We start from the raw sequence: 21,782 nt of genomic DNA on the forward strand, positions 1-21,782 counted from the left end.
TATATTATATGTATAATGAAAATTGTAGAAACTTGGAGATTATTCTTTCAATTCTACTTTTTAACAAGTGAGGGTACAGGAAGTGCAATTAGGGGAGGCAACACAACATGAAGAAAAAGATACCGTTATTACTTGCATCAACTTTAACTGCAAGTATGTTGCTTAGCGCGTGTAGCTACCAAAAAGATGACGCAAAAGCAAAAGGGAAAGAGAACGCTACGAGTAGTAGTAACGGAAAACAGATTCTTAATTTAACAGAGTTATCTGAAATTCCGTCAATGGATGCATCATTAGCATCTGATTCTTCATCTTCTACAGCATTAAATAATACGATGGAAGGTTTATATCGTATTGGCAAAGATCAAAAGAGAATGCCTGGAGTTGCAGAAGATGTCGAAAAGCTAGATGATGGGAAGAAATACATATTTAAATTAAGAAAAGATGCGAAATGGTCGAATGGGGAACCTGTAACAGCTAAAGATTTTGTGTATTCATGGAAAAGAGCAGTAAATCCAGATACAAAAGCAACGTATTCGTACATTATGTTCGATATTAAAAATGCAGAGAAAATTCATAAAAAAGAATTACCTGCTGACCAATTAGGTGTAAAAGCGATTGATGATTATACATTAGAAGTAGAATTAGACAATCCCGTTCCTTACTTTATCGATTTAACAGTTTATCCAGTATTTTACCCACTAAATGAAAACTTTGTAAAAGCACAAGGTGATAAATTTGGTTTAGAGGCAAATACAACATTATATAACGGTCCATTCGTTATGAGTGATTGGAAACATGAACAAAGTTTCCAATTCAAGAAGAATCCTTCATATTGGGATAATAAAACGGTTAAAATCGAAGAAATCAACTTTAATATTGTAAAAAATACAGCAACTGATGTAAATTTATATGAGACAAACGCGATTGACCGAGCGGCTTTAACGTCTGAATTTGTTGATAAGTTTAGAAAAAGTCCAGAGTTCCAAACAAGAAAAGAAGCAGGGGTTGCTTACTTAAGATTTAATCAAAGTAATCAGTACTTAAGTAATAAAAACTTAAGAAAAGCAATTTCAATGTCCTTTGACCGTGATAACATTGCAAAAGTTATTTTAAATAACGGTGCAATTGGAGCTTACGGATTTGTTGGAAAAGATTTCGCTGAAGGTCCGAATAAAAAAGATTTCCGAGCTGAAAATGGAAAGCTAGTTGAAACAAATCCAAAAGAAGCGAAAAAGCTTTGGGAAACAGCGAAGAAAGAGCTTGGAACTGATAAAATCGAACTAGAATTCTTAAACTTTGATAATGAAGATGCTAAAAAGGTTGGGGAATTCTTAAAAGGTGAGATGGAAAAGAACTTACCAGGTTTATCAATTAAAATTAAACAGCAACCATTCGCACAAAAAAATAAATTAGAAGATTCTCAGCAATATGATATTGCGTTTGGTATTTGGGGACCAGATTTCCCAGATCCAATCTCATATTTAGATATGTTTGTTACGAATGGTTCTCAAAATAAAACAGGGTATTCTAATCAGAAATATGATGAGTTAATCCTAAAAGCTAAAACAGATACAAAAGATTTACAAGCTCGCTGGGACAACCTTCTAGAAGTAGAGAAGATGTTAATTAAAGAGGATGCAGTTATCACTCCAATCTTCCAAAAAGGTTCAGCGTATGTAGTAAAAGGTGCCGTAAAAGATATTATCCCAATTAACTATGGTGGTAAATTAACTTACAAATGGGCATCTGTTGAACAAAAATAATCTTTTTTTCCATCGTTTACAAGGGTATATGCCTATGATGGGCATATGCTCTTATTTTAAAAAAATAAAAGTAAGAATATTTTAAACTATCTTATTGCTTTTGAGAAAAACGGGGAGGTGCTTGATATGGGACGTTATGTATTAAAACGTTTCGTGTACATGGCTTTGACATTATTTTTAATTACTACAATGACTTTCTTTTTGATGAAATTACTTCCGGGTTCTCCGCTTAAAAACCAGGAGAAGCTATCACCGGCACAAAAAGAAATCATTCTTGAAAAATACGGATTGAATGATCCGGTACCAGTTCAATACGCACGTTACTTAGGTAACCTAGCAAAAGGTGATTTAGGGGTATCATTCCAATATGATAACCGCCCAGTAACAGACATGATTGTGGATCGTATTGGACCATCAGCCCAATTAGGTTTACAAGCGATTATATTAGGAACATTTATCGGTTTAATTTTAGGTATTGTTGCCGCACTTCGTAATAATACGTGGGTAGATTATAGTGCAACAGTTATTTCGGTACTCGGAATGTCGGTACCATCATTCGTATTCGCCGCATTACTGCAATATTTCGTAGGGGTAAAACTTGGCTGGTTCCCAGTAGCATTCTGGAAAGGACCAGAGTTTACTGTAATGCCTACAATTGCATTATCGATGGGAGTTATTGCAACAATCGCACGTTTCTCTCGTGCAGAATTAATTGAAGTTATGCAAGCCGATTACATTTTAACAGCGAAAGCGAAAGGAATTAGCCAAGGCGTTATCATTGTCAAACATGCACTTCGTAACGCGTTAATTCCAGTTGTAACAATTTTAGGACCAATGGTTGCGGCATTAATTACAGGAACACTTGTTATCGAGCAAATTTATGCTGTACCAGGACTTGGGGAACAATTCGTTAAATCGATTACTTTAAATGACTATACAGTTATTATGGGAACTACGATTTTCTATAGTGCAATCTTCATTTTAGTTATTTTCATTGTCGATATTTTATACGGAATTATTGATCCTCGTATTCGTTTAGCGGGAGGGAAAAAATGATGAAAGATGTACAAAAATTATCTCCAGATTTATTTCAACAAGCCAATCAAAATAATGTTGATAATGAAGTCATTGCCCGTCCAAGCCTAACGTTTTGGCAAGATGTAAGAAGACGTTTATTCCAACATAAAGGTGCGATGCTTGGCCTTGTATTATTAGTTATCATTGCACTATTAGCGATTTTTGGACCGATGGTAAGTAAACACTCGTATAAAGAGCAAGATTTAGGTCGAGCGAAATTACCACCAAAAATTCCAGTTATTGAAAATGTTCATTGGTTACCATTTGACGGTACAGATCAATATGGTGTTGACCAATATGAAAAACGTGATATTAAAGAGTACTTCTGGTTTGGTACAGATGATCTTGGCCGTGACTTATGGACAAGAACATGGGAAGGTACACGCGTATCATTATATATCGCTCTTTTAGCAGCAGCAATTGACTTAGTAATTGGGGTTGCATACGGAGGTATTTCAGCATTCTACGGCGGTAGAGTAGATAACATTATGCAACGTATTATGGAGATTATTAACGGTATTCCATACTTAATCATCGTTATTTTAATGGTAATCATTATGGGATCTGGTATTTGGTCAATTACACTCGCGATGGCGATTACAGGTTGGATAGGGATGTCGCGTATTGTTCGTGGACAAATCTTAAAGTTAAAAAACCAAGAATATGTATTAGCATCTCGTACATTAGGTGCAACAAATACACAATTAATTGTGAAACATTTAATTCCAAACGTAATGGGACCTATTATCGTAATGACAATGTTTACAATTCCATCAGCGGTGTTTGGTGAAGCGTTCTTAAGTTTCATCGGTTTAGGAATTCAGCCGCCATTTGCGTCACTAGGTTCTCTTGTAAATGATGGTTATAAATCTATTCAAACGTATCCGCATATGATGTTCATCCCTGCGGTTGTCATCAGTATATTAATTTTAGCGTTTAACTTAATGGCAGACGGATTACGCGACGCGTTAGATCCAAAAATGCGTAAGTAAAAGAGGGGAGAGGCAAAGATGAAAACATTGTTAGAGGTAAAAGATTTACAAGTCTCCTTTGATACACATGCAGGTGAAGTACAAGCTGTACGCGGCGTTACTTTTGATTTGAAAAAAGGAGAAACATTGGCGATTGTAGGAGAATCTGGTTCAGGGAAATCAGTTACTTCTAAAGCGTTAATGGGATTAATTCCGAATCCTCCTGGACGCATTAAAAATGGTGAAATCGTATTTGAAGGTCGTGACTTAACGAAATTAACAGAAAAAGAAATGCAGCAAGTACGCGGTAAAGATATCGCGATGATTTTCCAAGATCCAATGACATCATTAAACCCAACGATGACAATTGGAAATCAAATTATGGAAGGTCTAATTAAACACCAAGGGATGAGTAAAGCAGATGCACGTAAAGTTGCTTTAGAATTAATTGACCTTGTAGGTATTCCAAATCCAGAAGCTCGTTTAAAACAATATCCTCACCAATTCTCAGGTGGTATGAGACAGCGTGTAGTTATTGCGATGGCGTTAGCTTGTAACCCGAAATTATTAATTGCCGATGAGCCGACAACAGCGCTAGACGTTACGATTCAGGCGCAAATTTTAGAACTTATGAAAGACATTCAGCAAAAAACAGAAGCAGCAATCATTTTCATTACGCATGACTTAGGTGTAGTAGCAAACGTTGCGGACCGAGTGGCAGTTATGTACGCTGGTAAAGTTGTTGAAATTGGAACTGTAGATGAAATTTTCTACAATCCGAAACATCCATATACTTGGGGTTTAATCGCATCTATGCCAAGTTTAGATGGTTCAGAAGAAGAGTTATATGCAATCCCTGGAACGCCTCCAGATTTATTGAAGCCGCCAAAGGGAGATGCTTTTGCACCACGTAACCCGCAGGCACTGAAAATTGATTTTGAAATGGACCCACCTTTATTTAAAGTAAGTGATACGCACTATGCGGCAACTTGGTTACTTCACGAGCAAGCTCCAGAAGTAAAACCGCCAGCAGTCGTTGAAAAACGCATTCTTCAAATGAAAGCAGGTGAACAACATGACTAAACAACGTGAGAAATTAATTGAAGTAAAAAATGTAAAGCAGCACTTCGACGTGAGTGGTGGTGTTGTCAAAGCGGTTAATGATATTTCATTTGATATTTACCGCGGAGAAACATTTGGTCTTGTAGGAGAATCAGGTTGTGGTAAATCGACAACTGGAAGAACGATTATTCGTTTATATGATGCAACTGCTGGTGAAGTATTGTTCGATGGTGAAAACGTACATGGTAAGAAATCACGCGCAGAACTGAAGAAATTCAACCGTAAAATGCAAATGATTTTCCAAGATCCATACGCATCATTAAATCCTCGTATGACAGTAGGGGATATTATCGCAGAAGGTATTGATATTCACGGATTAGCGAAAAGTAAAAAAGAGCGCATGGACCGTGTTCATGAACTATTAAACACAGTTGGTTTAAATAAAGAGCACGCAAACCGTTTCCCACACGAATTCTCAGGTGGACAACGTCAGCGTATCGGTATCGCTCGAGCGCTTGCTGTAGACCCAGAATTTATCATTGCCGATGAGCCGATCTCAGCACTTGACGTATCGATTCAGGCGCAAGTTGTAAACTTACTGAAAAAGTTACAAAAAGAAAAAGGTTTAACATACTTATTCATCGCCCATGATTTATCAATGGTAAAATACATTAGTGATCGTATTGGTGTAATGTACCGTGGCCAAATCGTTGAGTTAACAACAAGTGATGAATTATATGCGAATCCAATTCATCCATATACGAAATCACTATTATCAGCGATTCCACTTCCAGATCCAGATTATGAGCGCAATCGTAAACGTATCGTATATGATCCATCACAGCATAATTATGGTAGTGAAGCACCAACAATGCGTGAAATTCGCCCAGGACATTTCGTACTATGTTCGGAAGCGGAGTACAAGAAATATAAAGAGATTTATCAATAAGAAAAAGAGCCATTCTTCTGTTATGGAAGGATGGCTCTTTTTCTACTATATAAAAGAATTGTATACATTTGTCGGTCAGTCGATATATTTAAAGAATCGCCGATATAAATCTCATGTATCATTAGTGATATCCATATGCAAAATTACTGAACTTGAACAGAAACATTCTCCTCTTGTTCTTCAGGTTTAACAAGTGCATAACGCTCCCATGCTCTACTTTTCCAGCGGAAGAACATAATAATGGCACGTGTCCATTCGTCGATGGCGATTGCTAGCCAAATACCAACGAGCCCCATATCTAAATGAAAGGCGAAAAAGTAACCTAGTGGTAAACTCATTAACACCATAGAGAAGGCACCGATTAAAACAGGATATTTTGCATCACCAGCTGCACGAAGCGAATTAATGATGACGATATTCATCGTACGTCCCGTTTCAAGTAGTACACTTAGTAAAAGAACACTTGCGCCTAACCCGATAATGTACGGATTATCTGTAAACAGTCCCATTAATTGTGTACGGAATGTAATAACGAGAGCGACCATACATAAAGTTACACCAATCGCCCATTTTACACTTTTCCACAAGCGTTCGTATGCTTCATCTTTTTCGCCACCACCAACGAGGCGGCCAATAATAATGGCTGTTCCCATACCAATTGCAATAGCGAATAAATAAGTGAACATAGAAATGTTCGTAGCGTATTGTCTAGCCGCTAACGATTCCGTTCCTAAATATGTTGCATAGTATAAGAAGACAATTTGACAAGCTTGATACATAACTTGCTCAAAAGCAGATGGAATCCCGATTTTTAAAATTTTCCCGATATATTCTTTTGATAAGGTGAAATAATATTGTAATTTTACACGATATTCCATAACGCGGTATAGTAACCAGAAGAAAACAATAAGCGCTATAAGTCGGCTGACAGCAGAAGAAATGGCAGCCCCTTGTACACCGAGCTCAGGGAAACCAAATTTCCCGAAAATGAGTACATAGTTTCCAGCGATATGAATCATATTCATTCCGAGTGAAATAAACATCGCTTGCTTTGTGAAACCGTGTACACGGATAATTGCGGCTAATGAGTTAATAATAGCTTGTAGGAAGATGGCTCCTCCGACGATAGATAAGTAGTTTTGCGCATACGTTAGTACATCGCCTTGTAAGTTCATTGCGAGCATCATATGTTTCGAAAATAAAAGAAAACCAGCGCTTATAACGAGCCCAACTATTAAATTTAATGTGACGGCTAATGCTGATATTTTAGATGCTTCCATAAAGCGTTTGGAACCGAGGTATTGAGATACGACGATAGCTGCGCCGTTCCCGATGACTTCTAGTACCAAAATAGCGATATGGAGGTATTGATTCGCTGCACCAACCCCAGATACAGCATCGTCTGATAATGCACTTAACATGAAAGTATCAGCGATCCCCATTAACATAAAAAGAAAAACTTCTAGAAAAATAGGCCATGTTAATAAGAATAAACTTAATTTCTCAGTAGGCCCGTTTTTTGCCTGAATTGCTGCCATGTCCGTCCCCTCTTTACCGATATCTATTTTTAGCAAAATGTATCGTAACATACTTTCTTAACCTTTGCACTCATTTTAGCCTACATATTTTTATTATGAAGAGAGTGCTATTTTATGATAAAAACAAAAGGATAATTATACATAAAGTATTATGAGATATAAAATTCATTTTTCTCTGATAATTTAGAAAAGTATAAAAAATATTGTTTTTAACACTTTAGTAAGAATGATCAGCAATATGAAACGTTTACAAAGATTTATTTTTTAACAGGAAATTTTAATGAAATAGAAATATAAATATACAAAAAATATATTTGTGTGTATAATATGAATTATTAGAACATATATATATTTCTTTCTGTTTGAAAATGAAAGGGCTAACATTTTTATGGAGGGTGGAAGTATGAAAAAAAAGATGCCAGTTTTTGTAGTATCAACAGTAGCAATGAGCATGATGTTAGGGGCATGTAGCTACCAAAAAGATGAACCGCAAGCGAACGCAAAAGGGGATAGCGGGAAAAGCGGTGCGAAGCAAGTTATTAACTTAATTGAAACGCAAGAAATTCCAACGATGGATCCAGCGTTATCAGCTGATGCAGTTTCTTCAAGAGTAATGGGTAATACGATGGAAGGCTTATACAGTTTAGGAAAAGATGATAAGCTAGTTCCTGGTGTAGCGAAGGAATTCCAAAAATCAGAAGATGGTAAAAAATATACATTTAAATTACGTGAAGACGCAAAATGGTCAAATGGTGATCCTGTGACGGCAAAAGATTTCGTATACGCATGGCAAAGAGCGATTAACCCAGATACAGCTGCGAAATCAGCGTACATTATGTATGATATAAAAAATGCAGAGAAAATTAATAAAAAAGAGATGAGTCCGGATCAATTAGGGGTAAAGGCGATTGATGATTATACATTAGAAGTGGAATTAGATAATTCAATTCCATACCTTGTAGATTTAATGGTATATCCAATCTTCTATCCTGTGAATGAAAAGTTTGTGAAAGAGCAAGGTACGAAGTTTGGTTTGGAAGCGAATACAACGCTTTATAACGGGCCATTTACATTAAGTGATTGGCAACATGAACGTAGCTTTAAAATGACAAAGAGCGCGTCATATTGGGACAATAAAGAAGTGAAGATTGAAGAAGTAAACTTTAATATTGTAAAAGATACATCTACGCCAATTAACTTATATGAAACAAATGCAATTGATCGAGCGTCGTTATTAGCGGAGTTTATTGATAAATATAAAGGAAAACCAGATTTCCAAACAGTAGAAGATACATCTGTATTCTTCCTTCGTTTAAATCAAAAAGATCCAGCTTTAGCAAATAAAAATATTCGTAAAGCAATTTCACTTGCTTTTGACCGTAAGCCATTCGTGGATACATTATTAAATAACGGTTCTAAGCCAGCAACAGGATTAATTCCTGATAACTTCATTAAAGGACCAGATAAAAAAGATTTCCGTGCTGTAAACGGGGATATTGTAAAACCAAACGTGAAAGAAGCGAAGAAATATTGGGAAGCTGGTAAAAAAGAACTTGGTAAAAATGAAATCGAATTAGAATTATTAAATGAAGATGTAGAGTTATCAAAGAAAACTGGTGAATATTTAAAAGGTGAATTAGAAAAGAATTTACCAGGTTTAACAGTAAAAATTAAACAACAACCATTCGCACAAAAACTAAAATTAGAAGATGCGGGCGATTATGTCATGTCATTCTCTGGATGGAGTGCGGACTTCCCAGATCCAATTACATATCTTGATATGTTTGTAACAGATGGGTCACAAAATAAGATGAAGTACTCTAATCCAAAATACGATGAAATCATTATGAAGGCGAAAAAAGATGGAAGCGATGTAAATGCTCGTTGGAAGAACTTATTAGAAGCAGAAAAAATGTTACTTGATGATGCTGCGATCGTTCCAGTATATCAACGTGGTAGAGCATATTTACAAAGAGATTCAATTAAAAATATGTATAACCATAAATATGGCGGCGATTTAAGCTTTAAATGGGCGTCAGTAGAGAAATAAGAAAAAAAGCAGGCGATCGCCTGCTTTTTTTTAATACGTTCGTTTCTTATAAATGCCTTTTCCGCCAACTTGGTTCCAGCCAGATTGTACACCCAAACTTTTGTTAACAAACTTCATTTTTTCTTTTCCACCAAAGAGCTTTTCGCCGATGCTATTTGTAATGACACCAATCAATGCTGTTATTCCGATGATGAGGGCAGCAACCGTAATAAAATCAATAAAAAAAGCAATCATTTGAAAACTCCCCCTTTGCCTGTCTGTATGTTTATTGTATGAGATAAAAAATGAAAAAGAAAGAAATGTCAGAAAAATATTTAATTTACTTTAGAAATCGTGTAGACAGGAGGGAGGATATTTGTTAAAATAAGAACAAATGTTCCTTTTTATTCTCATTTGTATAGTCTTACATTTCTTAATTGATTTATCAAGAAAAAGTAAGAAAACGTTCTCTTTTTCATAGGGAAGATTATAGATAAATAACTATATATTATATGAAAAATCTATGAGAAGTGAGTAGTAAAAGGATTGAAAGTTATTGTTAAAGTACAGCTGAAGTGAGCGTAATCATGTTACATAGCAGTGAAATGCACGGAAGAGTTTTCTCAACTAGCAGGAAATTTACTGTATATTTCTTGCAAAATCTATTGTATAATGATTATAGAAGTTACTTATTAAAAGTAATTGTTGTTTATTATAAGTTGTTGCTTACATGAAATGCGATTTTTGTACTTTTCAATAAGACAAGTTATCGCGAAAAATTGCTGAAGTTAGAAATTAAAACTGTATTTAGTACAGAATTTGTACTCTTTAAGGAGAGTGAGCTTTGTATGGTAACATTATATAGTTCTCCAAGCTGTACGTCTTGTAGAAAGGCGAAATTATGGCTAGAGGAAAATCATATTCCCTATACAGAACGTAATATTTTCTCAGATCCATTAACGATTGAGGAAATTAAAGAGATTTTACGTATGACAGAAAGCGGAACGGATGAGATTATTTCTACTCGTTCGAAAGTTTTCCAAGAATTGAATGTAAACTTAGAGTCTTTACCACTTCAAGATTTATATAAGATGATTCGTGACTATCCAGGGATTTTACGTCGTCCAATTATGATTGACGAGAAACGCCTTCAAGTTGGTTACAACGAAGACGAAATTCGTCGTTTCTTACCACGTACAGTAAGAACGTTCCAATTACGTGAAGCACAACGTCTTGTAAATTAATTATAATAATATGAAAACCTTCTACCTATTATATAGTAGAAGGTTTTTTTTAATGTTTCACATTGCGTAATCGAACTTGTTGTACGATAAAGCCGATGCATAAAATAGTGAAAATGAACAAATAAGGAATGCTTGTAGTGAAACTTGGATTGTTATGAAAAAAGGTTGCAAGTCTGTCTTCATGTGTAACCATTTTTCCTGCAGTATAGGCAAGAATCGCTGCCCCGCAATAAATGAGGAATGGAAATCGTTCCATAAGTATTAAAATAAGTTTGCTGCCCCAAATAATAATCGGGATAGAAATGAGTAAGCCGATTATGACGAGTAAAAATCTTCCGTGAGCTGCACCTGCAATGGCAATAACATTATCAAACCCCATAACGAGATCCGCGAAAACAATTGTCCGCACAGCTTGAAATAAAGTTGTTTTTCCTTGAATAGAAGAAAGATCGTTGCTATTATCGGTTAATAAATTGACTGCAATTAATGTAAGTAAAACCCCGCCAATCAATTGTAGAAATGGAATGTCGAGTAAATAGACAGCTAGTATAGTAAGGATGATTCTTAGTACAATCGCTAAAAGAGTACCGATCAAAATAGCCTTATTTCGTTTCGATTCAGGTAAATTTCGGCTAGCTAGTGCGATGACGATTGCATTGTCACCACCTAATACAACATCGATACCGACAATCATTAGTACGGATGTTAAAAACTCTAAGTCCATTCGTCTGCCTCCATTTATGATGTTTTAATAAGCGAACTATATGTATGTGATGAAGAAAGTTGTTGTTAAATAATCTCTTCTAATAGAAGTTTCACTTTATTACAGTGTACGGGGGAATGTGGAAATGTATGTCCAAATTTTTTGTAAGTAAGAAATCGCTATAATAATATATTTATGTAGTTTATCGAGGAAAGATAGGCATATAACTATTTTTGTAAAATAAATCGATTTTATTTCCATTCTGGAGAATCTTATCATAAAATGAGAGTACAAGGATCTATTGATTTGTCATATGAGTGGGGAATCCCTTCATAACAATTCTAAGCAGGAAGGGAGAGTTGTATTTTGGATATTGAAAGAATTAATGATCATACGATGAAATTTTTTATTACGTACATTGATATAGAGGATAGAGGATTTAATCGTGAAGAAATTTGGTATGATCGCGAACGAAGTGAAGAGCTCTTTTGGGAGATGATGGACGAAGCTCGTGATCATGACGATTTCTTTATTGATGGACCGTTATGGATTCAAGTGCAAGCAGTCGATAAAGGGATTGAAGTACTTGTCACGAAAGCAGAGCTTTCAAAGGACGGACAAAAGCTGGAACTACCGATAGGGGTAGACAAAATTATAGATATTCCTCTAGATGAAGGCATCGAATCATTATTCCAACAAGAATTAGTCGAAGAGGTAGAAGAACAAACAGGAACAAACTTTAATGAAGATGGTACGTTTGGCTTTTTAATTAAATTTAATGATTTTGAAGATGTCATTTCATTAAGTCATCGTCTTATCTTTGAAGATATAAAAGATGAGCTGTATTCATTTGAGGACCGCTATTATGTATATGTGGAATTCGATGAAGTGCTACATGATGAAGAAGAAATCGATCGTATTTTAAGTATTATTTTAGAATATGGAGAAGAATCAACTTTAACAATTCATCGTGTAAGTGAGTATGGAAAACAAATTGTGAAAGAGCATGCGCTTGAAACGATTCGCAATAATTTTCCTGCTAAAACGTAGGCCGATTTCTGTAGTATGAAATCGGCTTTTTATATGAAGAATAGGAAAGCTTTCTTAGTTAGGAGGTAAGAGATGAAAAATACGTTAAAGCTGATTTTCTTTATACTGCTATTGTTCGCATTATTTGTTTCGTTACGTATGTTTATTGATGTAGCATTTTATTCAGATGTGATTGGGATAAAAGATGTTTCGATTTTAGGTATTATTAGTATTTTATTTACAGTATCTGCGTTTTTAATTGGTTGCGTTATTTTCTTAGAAAATCGACATCCATCTAAAACACTTACATGGTTAATTGTTTTAGGGATTTTTCCGGTATTTGGTTTCTTTGCTTATTTATTATTTGGACAAAATTTTCGAAGAAAAAGAATGTTCCAAAAGAAGGCGTTACTTGATGAACAGGCGTTTTTACAATATAAAGGGCATGAAGATTACGAAGAACGAATTTTACGCAATCATAAGCATCAAGAACTGTTATTTCGTTTAGCGGATCGATTAGGAGCTTTAAATATTTCATTTCAAACTGAAACGAGGACATTAACAAATGGAGATGAAACGTTTCGGGCTATTTTAAATGGGTTAAAACGAGCGAAACATCACATTCATATGGAATATTACATTGTGCGTGATGATAAATTAGGAACAGAAATTAAAGATATTTTAATACAAAAATCGAAAGAAGGCGTTGTTGTTCGCTTTTTATATGATGCGGTTGGAAGTTTTAAGTTATCGAAATCGTATATTGAAGAATTAAACGATGCAGGTGTAGAAATGATTCCATTCTTTCCTGTGCGCTTTCCGATTTTAAACGATAAGATTAATTATCGAAATCATAGGAAAATTGTTGTGATTGATGGGAACGAAGGGTTTGTAGGCGGATTAAATATCGGTGATGAGTATTTAGGGAAAAATAAATATTTTGGCTTTTGGCGAGATACGCATTTGTATTTACGTGGTGAAGCGGTTCAAAGTTTACAACTTATTTTCCTTCAAGACTGGTTTTATATGACTGGAGAGGCTGTGCTAGCCCCTGAATATTTACAAGCAAAAGCAGTTGAGGGTGATCATTGGGGAGGAGTGCAGCTAGTTGCAGGTGGCCCCGATAATAAGTGGGAAACGATTAAGCATTTATATTTCGCAATGATCGCTTCTGCTCGGAAATCAATTTGGATTGCAACGCCGTATTTTATTCCGGATGATGATATTTTATCCGCATTAAAGGTTGCTGCACTTGCTGGTATTGATGTTCGTTTATTAATGCCGAGTAAACCGGATAAGCGTACTGTCTTTTACGCATCGAGATCGTACTTCCCAGAGCTTTTAGATGCAGGAGTAAAGATATATGAATACGAAAAAGGTTTTCTTCATAGTAAAATTGTCATCGTTGATTCTGATTTAGCTTCAATTGGGACAGCTAATATGGATATGAGAAGTTTTCATTTGAATTTTGAAGTAAATGCCTTTTTATATGATACAGATAGCATTCGAAAACTTGTTCAAGACTTTAAAGATGATTTAGAAGAATCAAGTGAAATTCATGGTGATCATTTTCATAAAAGACGTCTTCATAGACGAATTGTTGAATCAACGTACCGATTATTATCACCTTTATTATAAAAAGAGATGTCCGAAATTGGGACATCTCTTTTTTAAAAGGAATTTGTAACAAATTGTAGAATATAAGGAGCTGAAAGGGTGTGATTACGATATTTATCGCTAAAAGAGAAAACGGTGAAAAAATTCATTTACTCTATAATTGTAATGAAGAGCTTTTGCGCCGTATGCGTCAACAAGAACGATTCTTTTGTGTAGCTTGCGGAAAGGAAGTGCAAATGAAATTAGGGAAACAAAAAAGTTGGCATTTTGCTCATAAAAAAGTGGATTCATGTCTTGCCTTTTATGAAGCGGAATCAAAGTATCATATGCATGGTAAAGAATTGTTATATAGATGGTTCAAACGTCAAAACTTTCAGGTGGATATAGAGTACTACCTCCCAGAAATTAAGCAACGACCAGATGTTTTTGTAGAGAGGGCGGGTAGAAAAATTGCAATTGAATACCAATGTGCAAACCTCGCTATAGAGCAGCTGTACAAAAGAACATATTCGTATTGGCAAGCTGGTATACAGGTCATTTGGATCGTTGGTGGAAATCAATTGAAAAAGCAATCTGCATATTGGATGAAATTTTCCTCACTTATGGCTTTCTCCTTACAATCTTATCCTCAGCCACTTCTTATTTTCTTCTGTCCGAAACAAAAATCATTTATGAAATGTGCATTTGTCACTCCCTTTTCTACAAATGTTTTTTTCTCACATACTATATATTTACCAACTGATGCGACTACTTTTGAAATGCTTTTTTCTCCTGTTCCTTTCGGGAAAGAAAGATTGGGTGAAGAGTGGAAGAAGAGAAAGAAAAACTTTCGCCAAAATGCCTTACCGATTTGGAATTATAATTATAAGTCATTATTACGCCTCTTATATCAATTTAAATGTACCCCAGCGAGCTTTCCTTCTGAAATTGGTGTTCCACTCCCTTCTGCATTTGCTTTTCAAACAAACCCATTTATATGGCAAGCTTTTCTATATATGAAGTGTATAGGGGAGTTTGCAGTGGGAGAGTGTATTTCTCTTCAATACGTGTGTAGTTATGTAAAAAGGTATACGAAAAGGCGGATACTTCCGTACTTTTCGCAGCACATATGGAAAATGGCAGTTACTGAATATATGACATTTTTATGCTATATAGGTGTTTTACGTAAAGTGGGAACTTATACGTACCGAAAAATAAGGGATGCCGTGATGTTAAAAACAGAGGAGGAAATTATGAAACATGATGAGATTTGCTTAATACATGCGCTATCTTTATTTGAGGCAAATTTTAACATGAGAGGAGGAAAAGCGGATATAATAAAGAATGATTGTGAAGGAATTACATAAGAAAAAAACGAATTGTACTTAAGTAGAGATATTTAAAGGAGGGCTTAAAGAATGTCTGAACAAAACAAAGCGAAAGCATTACCAGATCGCAACGAGATTGAAGAAGCAAGTACGTGGCGATTAGAAGATATTTTCCAAACGGATGCAGAATGGGAAAAAGAATTCCAAGCTATTAAAGAGCTATTACCGAAGTTAACTGAATTTAAAGGGAAACTTGGTGACTCTGCGGACAATTTACTTGAGGCATTGCAATATGAAGATGAAATATCAATGCGATTAGGTAAGTTATATACATATGCTCATATGCGTTACGATCAAGATACAACAAACTCTGTATATCAAGCATTAAATGATCGTGCAACAAATTTATATTCACAAGTATCTAGTAGCACAGCGTATATTGTGCCTGAAATTTTATCGATTTCAGAAGATACATTGCAAACATTCTTGAAGGAAAATAGAGATTTAAGTGTATATGAACATGCATTAGAAGAAATTACACGTCAACGCCCGCACGTATTATCAGAAGCTGAGGAAGCTTTATTAGCGGAAGCATCTGAAGTAATGAGTTCATCAAGCAATACATTTGGTATGTTGAATAACGCGGATTTAAAATTCCCATCTATTAAAGGGGAAGACGGAGAAGAAATAGAAATTACACATGGCCGTTACATTCAGTTTTTAGAAAGTGATGATCCTCGTGTTCGCAAAGATGCATTTAAAGCTGTATATGAAACGTACGGAAAATTTAAAAACACATTCGCAAGTACGTTAAGCGGAGCAGTAAAACGTAATAATTTCAATGCGCGTGTTCGTAAATATGATTCTGCTCGCCAAGCTGCACTGAGCAATAATAATATTCCGGAAGCAGTATACGATCAACTCGTTGAAACAGTAAATGACAACTTACATTTATTACACCGTTACATCGATATTCGTAAGCGTGCACTAGGACTTGATGAGCTTCATATGTATGATTTATATACACCACTTGTACCAGAAGTGAAAATGAATGTGAAATACGAAGAAGCGCAAGACCTTTTATTAAAATCTTTAAACGTACTTGGTGATGAATATGTTGATATTTTGAAAGAGGCATATGAAAATCGCTGGGTAGATGTGTATGAGAATAAAGGAAAACGAAGCGGGGCATATTCATCTGGTGCATATGGAACAAATCCGTATATTTTAATGAACTGGCATGATAATGTAAATAATTTATTTACACTTGCTCATGAGTTTGGTCATTCGGTGCATAGTTACTATACAAGAAAAACACAACCGCACGTATATGGTGATTATTCCATCTTCGTAGCAGAAGTGGCATCTACTTGTAATGAAGCACTTCTAAATGATTATTTATTAAAAACGACAGAAGATAAGAAAGAGCGTCTATATTTATTAAATCATTATTTAGAAGGGTTCCGTGGTACTGTATTCCGTCAAACGATGTTTGCAGAGTTTGAACATATTATTCATAAGAAAGTACAAGAAGGACATGCTGTTACGCCAGACATGTTAACGGAAATTTACTATGATTTAAATAAGAAATATTTCGGTGACGCTTTAGTAATCGACGAAGAGATTGGTTTAGAATGGTCTCGTATTCCACACTTCTACTACAACTATTACGTATATCAATACGCAACAGGATTTAGTGCAGCGACAGCTCTATCTAAACAGATTTTAGAAGAAGGACAACCAGCAGTAGAACGTTATATTAACGAGTTCTTAAAAGCAGGAAGCTCTGATTATCCAATTGAAGTGCTGAAAAAAGCAGGAGTAGATATGGCATCTCCTGAACCAGTAAAAGAGGCACTACAAGTATTTGAAGAGAAATTAAATGAATTAGAAGCATTATTATTTGAAGAAAAGTAATGAAAAAAGACGAGGGATTGTATCCTCGTCTTTTTGTTGAATAGATTCAATGTCGATATTTGTCGGAGAGAAAGGTGAATTTCTTTGTTTTTCTAACTGAAAGGATAGTTTTACGACTGATTTTTAAAATTAAAACCCTTTGAATCGTTTTTTATAATTGAAATAAGAGAGAGTGATAACGATGATTCCGAATAAAAGAGGTAAGGCAATAATTTTAGGAAAAGCTTGTAGTAGAGAGAGGATGTACAAGAAAAAAGAAACGATGACAGCTAGAAAGAGAAGAGCAATATAAGATTTTTTCATAAATAAACCCCCTAAATGACCTTTTTTATAGCTTATTCAAAAATGAAAACGTTTAGAATGTGACAAAAGTGTGAAATTCGACAAAAGGGGTTGTCATCTGACGTCGAATCTTGTAATATAATAAGCGTGAACGAATTCACATACAAACATATACCCCTTTGTTTGAACGTGAAAATTTCTCCCATCCCCTTTAATATTTTTATAAGCCGTAAAGAAAAAGACCTGGTGTTTACACCAGGTCTTTTTCTTTTGCTATCCATTTCCAATAACGTTCGCATTTTACTTCTATCATTTGTACTTTTCGTTTCAGTTGTAATTTTTTTAGTTCGCGTTCAATTTCTTGTTGCGGACAATCATAAATAAATGCTACTTCTTTTGAAGATATAAATTGTGTTGCTTCTAGTAACACTTCTAAAGGTGGTAATGGTTCTGGCTCAATTTCACATTTTACAAGTTCTTTCAATAATTGTACGTATACATCGTAGGAATAATTTCCAGCGATTTTAATACCTTCTTCATCTGAGTTCGCATGAAAAAAGACGAGGGAAGGTATTTCTGTAATATGCATTTCATTCGTGAATTTCAAGTCACATTGGAAAGCTTTTTTTGCACTAGCAGAATGTAGATCTTTTTTAAATTCTTCTACATCAATATTGCTATCTTTCGCACATGCAAGTAATAGTTCGCAGTCAGGGTTTGATACATTTTCAAGGAAAATGTATTCTTGGAGTTTTCGCAAAAACTTCGAACCTGCTTTTCGGCCTTGCAACTCCGCTGCCTTAATTGCCATCGAAACTAAATATGGTGTTGACGATGCTTCTTGCATATGTACCTTTCCATCACATGAAAAACCTTGTAAACTGGTTGTCTTTTCCCACACAAATCGAATATTAGCAGGTTTATTCCATTTGTGTGAGGAAGCGTTCGTTCCATCCACTTTTCCTGTTACGATATGACGAATAGAGAAGTATTTCCCGTATTCAAGCCATAGTTTAATAATAAAAGGCTCAATTTCCCAGCAATCTTTACAAAGTGGATCAATAAATAAATATGCTTCTACAGACTTATGCTCGCATGCGGAAGGAGATGGCATATTTATATGCTTTGCTTCCTGCTTATCCATTACACTTCACCTGTTTCGTTTGGAGTATTAACCATATGCTGAGCGGTTAATGCTAAACGTTCAAAAACAAACTCTCTTATATGACCATGAACTCCAGTATCATCCATTGCTTGCTCCATACATGATAGCCAAGCCTCTGCTCGTTTTGGAGTAATCTCAAACGGAAGATGGCGTGCTCTTAACATAGGATGACCATGTTCTTCAGTGTACAAATTAGGACCACCTAAATATTGTGTTAAAAATTGCTTCTGCTTCCTAGCGGTTTCTGTTAAATCTTCCGGGAAGATGGGAGATAAGTCAGGGTGTTTACTGACATAGGAATAAAATGTATCTACTAATATTGCAATGCATTGTTCACCGCCAATTGCTTCAAATGGTGTCATCGGTTGCTTGCTCATCCTTTATAAACTCCTTTTTCCATGAAATGTATATCTATTGTAGCAATGGAATGTTCGAGAGGGCAAATAAACAGCTTTCTCAAAGATTCTTTGCTTATTCTACGGGTGTAAACTTTTTTAGTGAGATGTATCCACTAGTGAAACATATTCACTAGTGGAATTTTCACTTTAGCGTGCTTTTTTTTGTTTGGCAAGGAAAAAGCGTTTTACTTTGTTATTTGTATGGCGAACAGGTATGTTATGTTGCGTTAATAAATGAATAAATGCAGCTTTTCCTGTTTCTTCATCTTGCACTTCAAATTCAATTTCATAATCATCGTGATTGTAATAGAAACTATGATCAAAGACAAGCGTTCCGCCTTTAAATAATGTTTCTGCTCTTTCTGTTGTTAAACTACCCATATATGTTAAAGCAGAAACAGGAATTTGTAATTTGTGTAATTGATCTACTACTGCTCCTTGAATGATTGTGTTTGTTTCCATCATCATTTTTGCTTCGTCTTCTGTTACGACTTGATGCGTTTCTAATAAACCGATTTCTGCAGGTTGTTTCAACGTTAACGTATAAGTTTCTCCTTTATGACGAATACGAAGTGCAGAGCCAACTTCTTTTAACGAGAAGTCAGGTGTTTCAAAGTAGTGATTCACTTGTTTTGTAAATGCTTCAATAGAAAACGATTTACATAATGTATCGAATTCTTCTTTTGTAACGATATTTTTGAATTCAATTTCAATTTCTTGTGTCATTGTATAATCTCCTTTTGAAAAATAATTCTTTACACATTATCGCTTTTTCATAAATTTGGTTCAATGTTTTATTTGTTTGCGTCCATGTTATGATACAATAATACTGTTAAGTAAGACAGGAAGTTGAGATGGAGGAGTTAGAGCATGCAAAATAAAATCCAAGTTAAGAGCGTAGAAAAGAGAGAGAATGCTCTTATTTTTTGTGCGGAAAATAGTGAAATAGAGGTAAAGGAGTTAAGTGCGCGTAATCACGTACTTGTAGACTCAGACAATTTATCATTTTTATATATCTTAGAAAATGAATCATCTTTCATTTATGTAAGTATTCCGCACACATGCTGGGAAGCAATGCATGAAGCGATGAATAACGATGTGGTTATGTTCGTTCGCGTGAATGACATTGAAATGGAATTAGAAGGATTAAAAGAAGAAGTAGAATATTTAGTTGAAAATATTGAAGGTAATGCAAATTACGGAGAAGAATTAGTAACTGCTGTAGAAAAAGTATTTCTATAAGCAAATGGATTGATTTTGGTGGTGGTTGAAATGAATCGAAATTGGGAAGAATTTTTAGCACCTTACCACCAAGCGGTGGCAGAGCTAAAAGTGAAACTAAAAGGAATGCGTACTCAATTTGCAATGTTAACAGAGCATTCTCCAATTGAGTTTGTAACAGGAAGGGTAAAGTCGGTTGCAAGTATTATTGATAAAGCGGAGAAGAGAAATGTACCGCTAGACCGATTGAGAGAAGATATGCAGGATATTGCTGGGCTTAGAATGATGTGTCAATTTGTTGATGAGATTAAGCCTGTTGTAGAATATCTTCGAAAACGAAATGACTTTGAAATCGTGGAAGAACGTGATTATGTCACGCAAAAGAAAGATAGCGGTTATCGTTCTTATCATGTTGTCATTAGTTATCCTGTTCAAACGATTCAAGGTGAACAAAAAGTATTGGTAGAAATCCAAATACGCACGCTAGCAATGAACTTTTGGGCAACAATTGAGCATTCTTTAAATTATAAATATAGTGGACGTTTTCCTGAAGATATTAAAATACGATTGCAACGTGCAGCTGAAGCGGCGTTTTTATTAGATGAAGAAATGTCTTCTATTCGTCTTGAAATTCAAGAAGCGCAAAAGGCTTTTTCAAGAAAGCAAGAAACGAAAGATTCCGAATCATAAACTAAAGGGTGTTGGGCGATGAAATTTACAATTATGTCAAAGGGAGATCAATCATCAGATACACTGGCAAGCACGATGAAAGAGTACTTGCTAGATTTTGGATTTATAATGGATGAAAAGGAACCCGATATTGTAATTTCTGTTGGGGGAGATGGAACGCTTTTATATGCGTTTCATCGTTATTATAATCGATTGGATGAAACAGCATTTGTTGGTGTACATACAGGACATCTAGGTTTCTATGCAGATTGGTTACCAACAGAAGTAGAGAAATTAGTAATTGCGATTGCGAAAACACCATTCCAAGTGGTGGAATATCCGCTTTTAGAAGTTATTATTCGCTATGTGAATGGAAGTAAAGAGTCACAGTATTTAGCGATGAATGAGGCGACTGTAAAAAGTGCAGAAGGTACATTAGTAACAGAAGTAGAAATACGCGGAGAATATTTTGAAACATTCCGCGGAGATGGCCTTTGTATCTCTACTCCTTCAGGAAGTACCGCGTATAATAAAGCGCTTGGCGGAGCAATTATTCACCCATCTATTGAAGCGATTCAAATTGCAGAAATGGCGTCCATTAACAATCGTGTATTTCGTACTGTAGGATCGCCACTCGTATTGCCGAAGCATCATACATGTGTGTTAAAGCCAGCTGCAGGAATGAACTTACAAATTACAGTGGATCATTTAACGATGGTTCATCAAGATGTGAAATCAATCCAGTATCGCGTCGCAAACGAGAAAGTACGATTTGTTCGTTTCCGCCCATTCCCGTTCTGGAAACGAGTTCGTGACTCGTTTGTTGCAGATAAATAGAAAG

21 protein-coding genes are annotated in these 21,782 nt (G+C 35.3%); 14 read left to right on the top strand and 7 right to left on the bottom strand.

Annotation, left to right across the window (positions count from 1 at the left end):
• Positions 1 to 107 precede the first annotated feature (107 nt).
• From ACTFP3_RS02425 to ACTFP3_RS02445, 5 genes are all read left to right on the top strand, one after another.
• Positions 108 to 1,763 (top strand): peptide ABC transporter substrate-binding protein, encoded by a 1,656-nt coding sequence (locus ACTFP3_RS02425; RefSeq protein WP_000727217.1) that lies wholly within the window; start codon positions 108 to 110, stop codon positions 1,761 to 1,763.
• A gap of 126 nt (positions 1,764 to 1,889) precedes the next feature.
• The gene (gene opp3b / locus ACTFP3_RS02430; protein ID WP_000534172.1) at positions 1,890 to 2,819 is read left to right on the top strand and encodes an oligopeptide ABC transporter permease; all 930 of its coding nucleotides are present in this window, start codon (positions 1,890 to 1,892) and stop codon (positions 2,817 to 2,819) included.
• Positions 2,816 to 3,832: an oligopeptide ABC transporter permease gene (opp3C, locus tag ACTFP3_RS02435; RefSeq protein ID WP_000974106.1), complete on the top strand. Its 1,017-nt coding sequence runs from the start codon at positions 2,816 to 2,818 to the stop codon at positions 3,830 to 3,832. Before opp3b ends, opp3C begins: the two co-directional genes overlap by 4 nt.
• Before the next feature lie 18 nt (positions 3,833 to 3,850).
• The gene (locus tag ACTFP3_RS02440) at positions 3,851 to 4,894 is read left to right on the top strand and encodes an ABC transporter ATP-binding protein (RefSeq protein WP_000854346.1); all 1,044 of its coding nucleotides are present in this window, start codon (positions 3,851 to 3,853) and stop codon (positions 4,892 to 4,894) included.
• Positions 4,887 to 5,822 carry an ABC transporter ATP-binding protein gene (locus ACTFP3_RS02445; RefSeq protein WP_000166348.1) on the top strand — a complete coding sequence of 312 codons (936 nt, stop codon included), beginning with the start codon at positions 4,887 to 4,889 and terminating at the stop codon, positions 5,820 to 5,822. The genes ACTFP3_RS02440 and ACTFP3_RS02445 overlap by 8 nt, the downstream gene beginning before the upstream one ends.
• 143 nt (positions 5,823 to 5,965) lie before the next feature.
• Here the strand turns inward: ACTFP3_RS02445 and ACTFP3_RS02450 are convergent, their stop codons facing one another.
• Positions 5,966 to 7,411, bottom strand: a complete 1,446-nt coding sequence (locus ACTFP3_RS02450; RefSeq protein ID WP_002164600.1) for an MATE family efflux transporter — start codon at positions 7,409 to 7,411, stop codon at positions 5,966 to 5,968.
• A gap of 352 nt (positions 7,412 to 7,763) precedes the next feature.
• On the opposite strand from ACTFP3_RS02450, the gene ACTFP3_RS02455 reads away from it, so the two are divergent.
• The gene (locus ACTFP3_RS02455; RefSeq protein ID WP_000728609.1) at positions 7,764 to 9,410 is read left to right on the top strand and encodes a peptide ABC transporter substrate-binding protein; all 1,647 of its coding nucleotides are present in this window, start codon (positions 7,764 to 7,766) and stop codon (positions 9,408 to 9,410) included.
• 30 nt (positions 9,411 to 9,440) lie between these two features.
• On the opposite strand, the gene ACTFP3_RS02460 is transcribed toward ACTFP3_RS02455, so the two are convergent.
• Positions 9,441 to 9,644 carry a hypothetical protein gene (locus ACTFP3_RS02460; RefSeq protein WP_000559972.1) on the bottom strand — a complete coding sequence of 68 codons (204 nt, stop codon included), beginning with the start codon at positions 9,642 to 9,644 and terminating at the stop codon, positions 9,441 to 9,443.
• A gap of 593 nt (positions 9,645 to 10,237) precedes the next feature.
• On the opposite strand from ACTFP3_RS02460, the gene spx reads away from it, so the two are divergent.
• Positions 10,238 to 10,633 (top strand): transcriptional regulator Spx, encoded by a 396-nt coding sequence (spx, locus tag ACTFP3_RS02465; protein ID WP_000258267.1) that lies wholly within the window; start codon positions 10,238 to 10,240, stop codon positions 10,631 to 10,633.
• Between the two features lie 49 nt (positions 10,634 to 10,682).
• Here spx and ACTFP3_RS02470 read toward each other — a convergent pair whose 3' ends face one another.
• Positions 10,683 to 11,357, bottom strand: a complete 675-nt coding sequence (locus tag ACTFP3_RS02470) for a TerC family protein (RefSeq protein ID WP_000362607.1) — start codon at positions 11,355 to 11,357, stop codon at positions 10,683 to 10,685.
• Between the two features lie 345 nt (positions 11,358 to 11,702).
• Between ACTFP3_RS02470 and mecA the strand changes: the two genes are divergently transcribed.
• The 4 genes from mecA (at position 11,703) to pepF (ending at position 17,206) form a co-directional block, all read left to right on the top strand.
• On the top strand, positions 11,703 to 12,386 hold the full coding sequence (gene mecA / locus ACTFP3_RS02475) for an adaptor protein MecA (RefSeq protein ID WP_000350713.1): 684 nt from the start codon (positions 11,703 to 11,705) through the stop codon (positions 12,384 to 12,386).
• A 72-nt stretch (positions 12,387 to 12,458) separates the two neighbouring features.
• A complete protein-coding gene (locus tag ACTFP3_RS02480; protein WP_000799194.1) occupies positions 12,459 to 14,003 on the top strand; it encodes a cardiolipin synthase in 1,545 nt (514 codons plus the stop codon).
• An 80-nt stretch (positions 14,004 to 14,083) separates the two neighbouring features.
• Entirely contained in the window at positions 14,084 to 15,328 is a 1,245-nt protein-coding gene (locus tag ACTFP3_RS02485; protein ID WP_149215038.1) for a competence protein CoiA, read from the top strand.
• Positions 15,329 to 15,379: 51 nt separating this feature from the next.
• On the top strand, positions 15,380 to 17,206 hold the full coding sequence (pepF, locus tag ACTFP3_RS02490) for an oligoendopeptidase F (RefSeq protein WP_000003348.1): 1,827 nt from the start codon (positions 15,380 to 15,382) through the stop codon (positions 17,204 to 17,206).
• A gap of 129 nt (positions 17,207 to 17,335) precedes the next feature.
• On the opposite strand, the gene ACTFP3_RS02495 is transcribed toward pepF, so the two are convergent.
• The 4 genes from ACTFP3_RS02495 to ACTFP3_RS02510 all read right to left on the bottom strand — a co-directional run bounded on the left by ACTFP3_RS02495 (position 17,336) and on the right by ACTFP3_RS02510 (position 19,777).
• Entirely contained in the window at positions 17,336 to 17,509 is a 174-nt protein-coding gene (locus ACTFP3_RS02495) for a hypothetical protein (RefSeq protein ID WP_000750355.1), read from the bottom strand.
• 229 nt (positions 17,510 to 17,738) lie between these two features.
• The gene (locus ACTFP3_RS02500) at positions 17,739 to 18,632 is read right to left on the bottom strand and encodes a ClpXP adapter SpxH family protein (protein WP_000360645.1); all 894 of its coding nucleotides are present in this window, start codon (positions 18,630 to 18,632) and stop codon (positions 17,739 to 17,741) included.
• The gene (locus ACTFP3_RS02505) at positions 18,632 to 19,030 is read right to left on the bottom strand and encodes a globin domain-containing protein (protein WP_000043386.1); all 399 of its coding nucleotides are present in this window, start codon (positions 19,028 to 19,030) and stop codon (positions 18,632 to 18,634) included. Before ACTFP3_RS02505 ends, ACTFP3_RS02500 begins: the two co-directional genes overlap by 1 nt.
• Before the next feature lie 168 nt (positions 19,031 to 19,198).
• Positions 19,199 to 19,777, bottom strand: coding sequence for a CYTH domain-containing protein (locus ACTFP3_RS02510; protein WP_266001371.1), 579 nt, complete (start codon positions 19,775 to 19,777; stop codon positions 19,199 to 19,201).
• A 144-nt stretch (positions 19,778 to 19,921) separates the two neighbouring features.
• Between ACTFP3_RS02510 and ACTFP3_RS02515 the strand changes: the two genes are divergently transcribed.
• Genes ACTFP3_RS02515 through ACTFP3_RS02525 form a run of 3 tightly spaced genes read left to right on the top strand, consistent with a single transcriptional unit; the run spans position 19,922 to position 21,778 of the window.
• Positions 19,922 to 20,293, top strand: coding sequence for a hypothetical protein (locus ACTFP3_RS02515; protein WP_001180003.1), 372 nt, complete (start codon positions 19,922 to 19,924; stop codon positions 20,291 to 20,293).
• Between the two features lie 30 nt (positions 20,294 to 20,323).
• Positions 20,324 to 20,962 (top strand): GTP pyrophosphokinase, encoded by a 639-nt coding sequence (locus ACTFP3_RS02520; RefSeq protein ID WP_001081482.1) that lies wholly within the window; start codon positions 20,324 to 20,326, stop codon positions 20,960 to 20,962.
• A gap of 18 nt (positions 20,963 to 20,980) precedes the next feature.
• Complete coding sequence (locus tag ACTFP3_RS02525) at positions 20,981 to 21,778, top strand: NAD kinase (protein ID WP_000673190.1); 798 nt, start codon at positions 20,981 to 20,983, stop codon at positions 21,776 to 21,778.
• Positions 21,779 to 21,782 lie beyond the last annotated feature (4 nt).

The organism is Bacillus cereus group sp. MYBK5-2, from assembly GCF_051915685.1.
Taxonomy (GTDB): domain Bacteria; phylum Bacillota; class Bacilli; order Bacillales; family Bacillaceae_G; genus Bacillus_A; species Bacillus_A cereus.

Coding starts and splice junctions, on each gene's coding strand:
- ACTFP3_RS02425 (WP_000727217.1), top strand. CDS start 108: ATGAAGAAAAAGATACCGTTATTACTTGCATCAACTTTAACTGCAAGT.
- opp3b (WP_000534172.1), top strand. CDS start 1,890: ATGGGACGTTATGTATTAAAACGTTTCGTGTACATGGCTTTGACATTA.
- opp3C (WP_000974106.1), top strand. CDS start 2,816: ATGATGAAAGATGTACAAAAATTATCTCCAGATTTATTTCAACAAGCC.
- ACTFP3_RS02440 (WP_000854346.1), top strand. CDS start 3,851: ATGAAAACATTGTTAGAGGTAAAAGATTTACAAGTCTCCTTTGATACA.
- ACTFP3_RS02445 (WP_000166348.1), top strand. CDS start 4,887: ATGACTAAACAACGTGAGAAATTAATTGAAGTAAAAAATGTAAAGCAG.
- ACTFP3_RS02450 (WP_002164600.1), bottom strand. CDS start 7,411: ATGTTACGATACATTTTGCTAAAAATAGATATCGGTAAAGAGGGGACG.
- ACTFP3_RS02455 (WP_000728609.1), top strand. CDS start 7,764: ATGAAAAAAAAGATGCCAGTTTTTGTAGTATCAACAGTAGCAATGAGC.
- ACTFP3_RS02460 (WP_000559972.1), bottom strand. CDS start 9,644: ATGATTGCTTTTTTTATTGATTTTATTACGGTTGCTGCCCTCATCATC.
- spx (WP_000258267.1), top strand. CDS start 10,238: ATGGTAACATTATATAGTTCTCCAAGCTGTACGTCTTGTAGAAAGGCG.
- ACTFP3_RS02470 (WP_000362607.1), bottom strand. CDS start 11,357: ATGGACTTAGAGTTTTTAACATCCGTACTAATGATTGTCGGTATCGAT.
- ACTFP3_RS02480 (WP_000799194.1), top strand. CDS start 12,459: ATGAAAAATACGTTAAAGCTGATTTTCTTTATACTGCTATTGTTCGCA.
- pepF (WP_000003348.1), top strand. CDS start 15,380: ATGTCTGAACAAAACAAAGCGAAAGCATTACCAGATCGCAACGAGATT.
- ACTFP3_RS02495 (WP_000750355.1), bottom strand. CDS start 17,509: ATGAAAAAATCTTATATTGCTCTTCTCTTTCTAGCTGTCATCGTTTCT.
- ACTFP3_RS02500 (WP_000360645.1), bottom strand. CDS start 18,632: ATGGATAAGCAGGAAGCAAAGCATATAAATATGCCATCTCCTTCCGCA.
- ACTFP3_RS02505 (WP_000043386.1), bottom strand. CDS start 19,030: ATGAGCAAGCAACCGATGACACCATTTGAAGCAATTGGCGGTGAACAA.
- ACTFP3_RS02510 (WP_266001371.1), bottom strand. CDS start 19,777: ATGACACAAGAAATTGAAATTGAATTCAAAAATATCGTTACAAAAGAA.
- ACTFP3_RS02515 (WP_001180003.1), top strand. CDS start 19,922: ATGCAAAATAAAATCCAAGTTAAGAGCGTAGAAAAGAGAGAGAATGCT.
- ACTFP3_RS02520 (WP_001081482.1), top strand. CDS start 20,324: ATGAATCGAAATTGGGAAGAATTTTTAGCACCTTACCACCAAGCGGTG.
- ACTFP3_RS02525 (WP_000673190.1), top strand. CDS start 20,981: ATGAAATTTACAATTATGTCAAAGGGAGATCAATCATCAGATACACTG.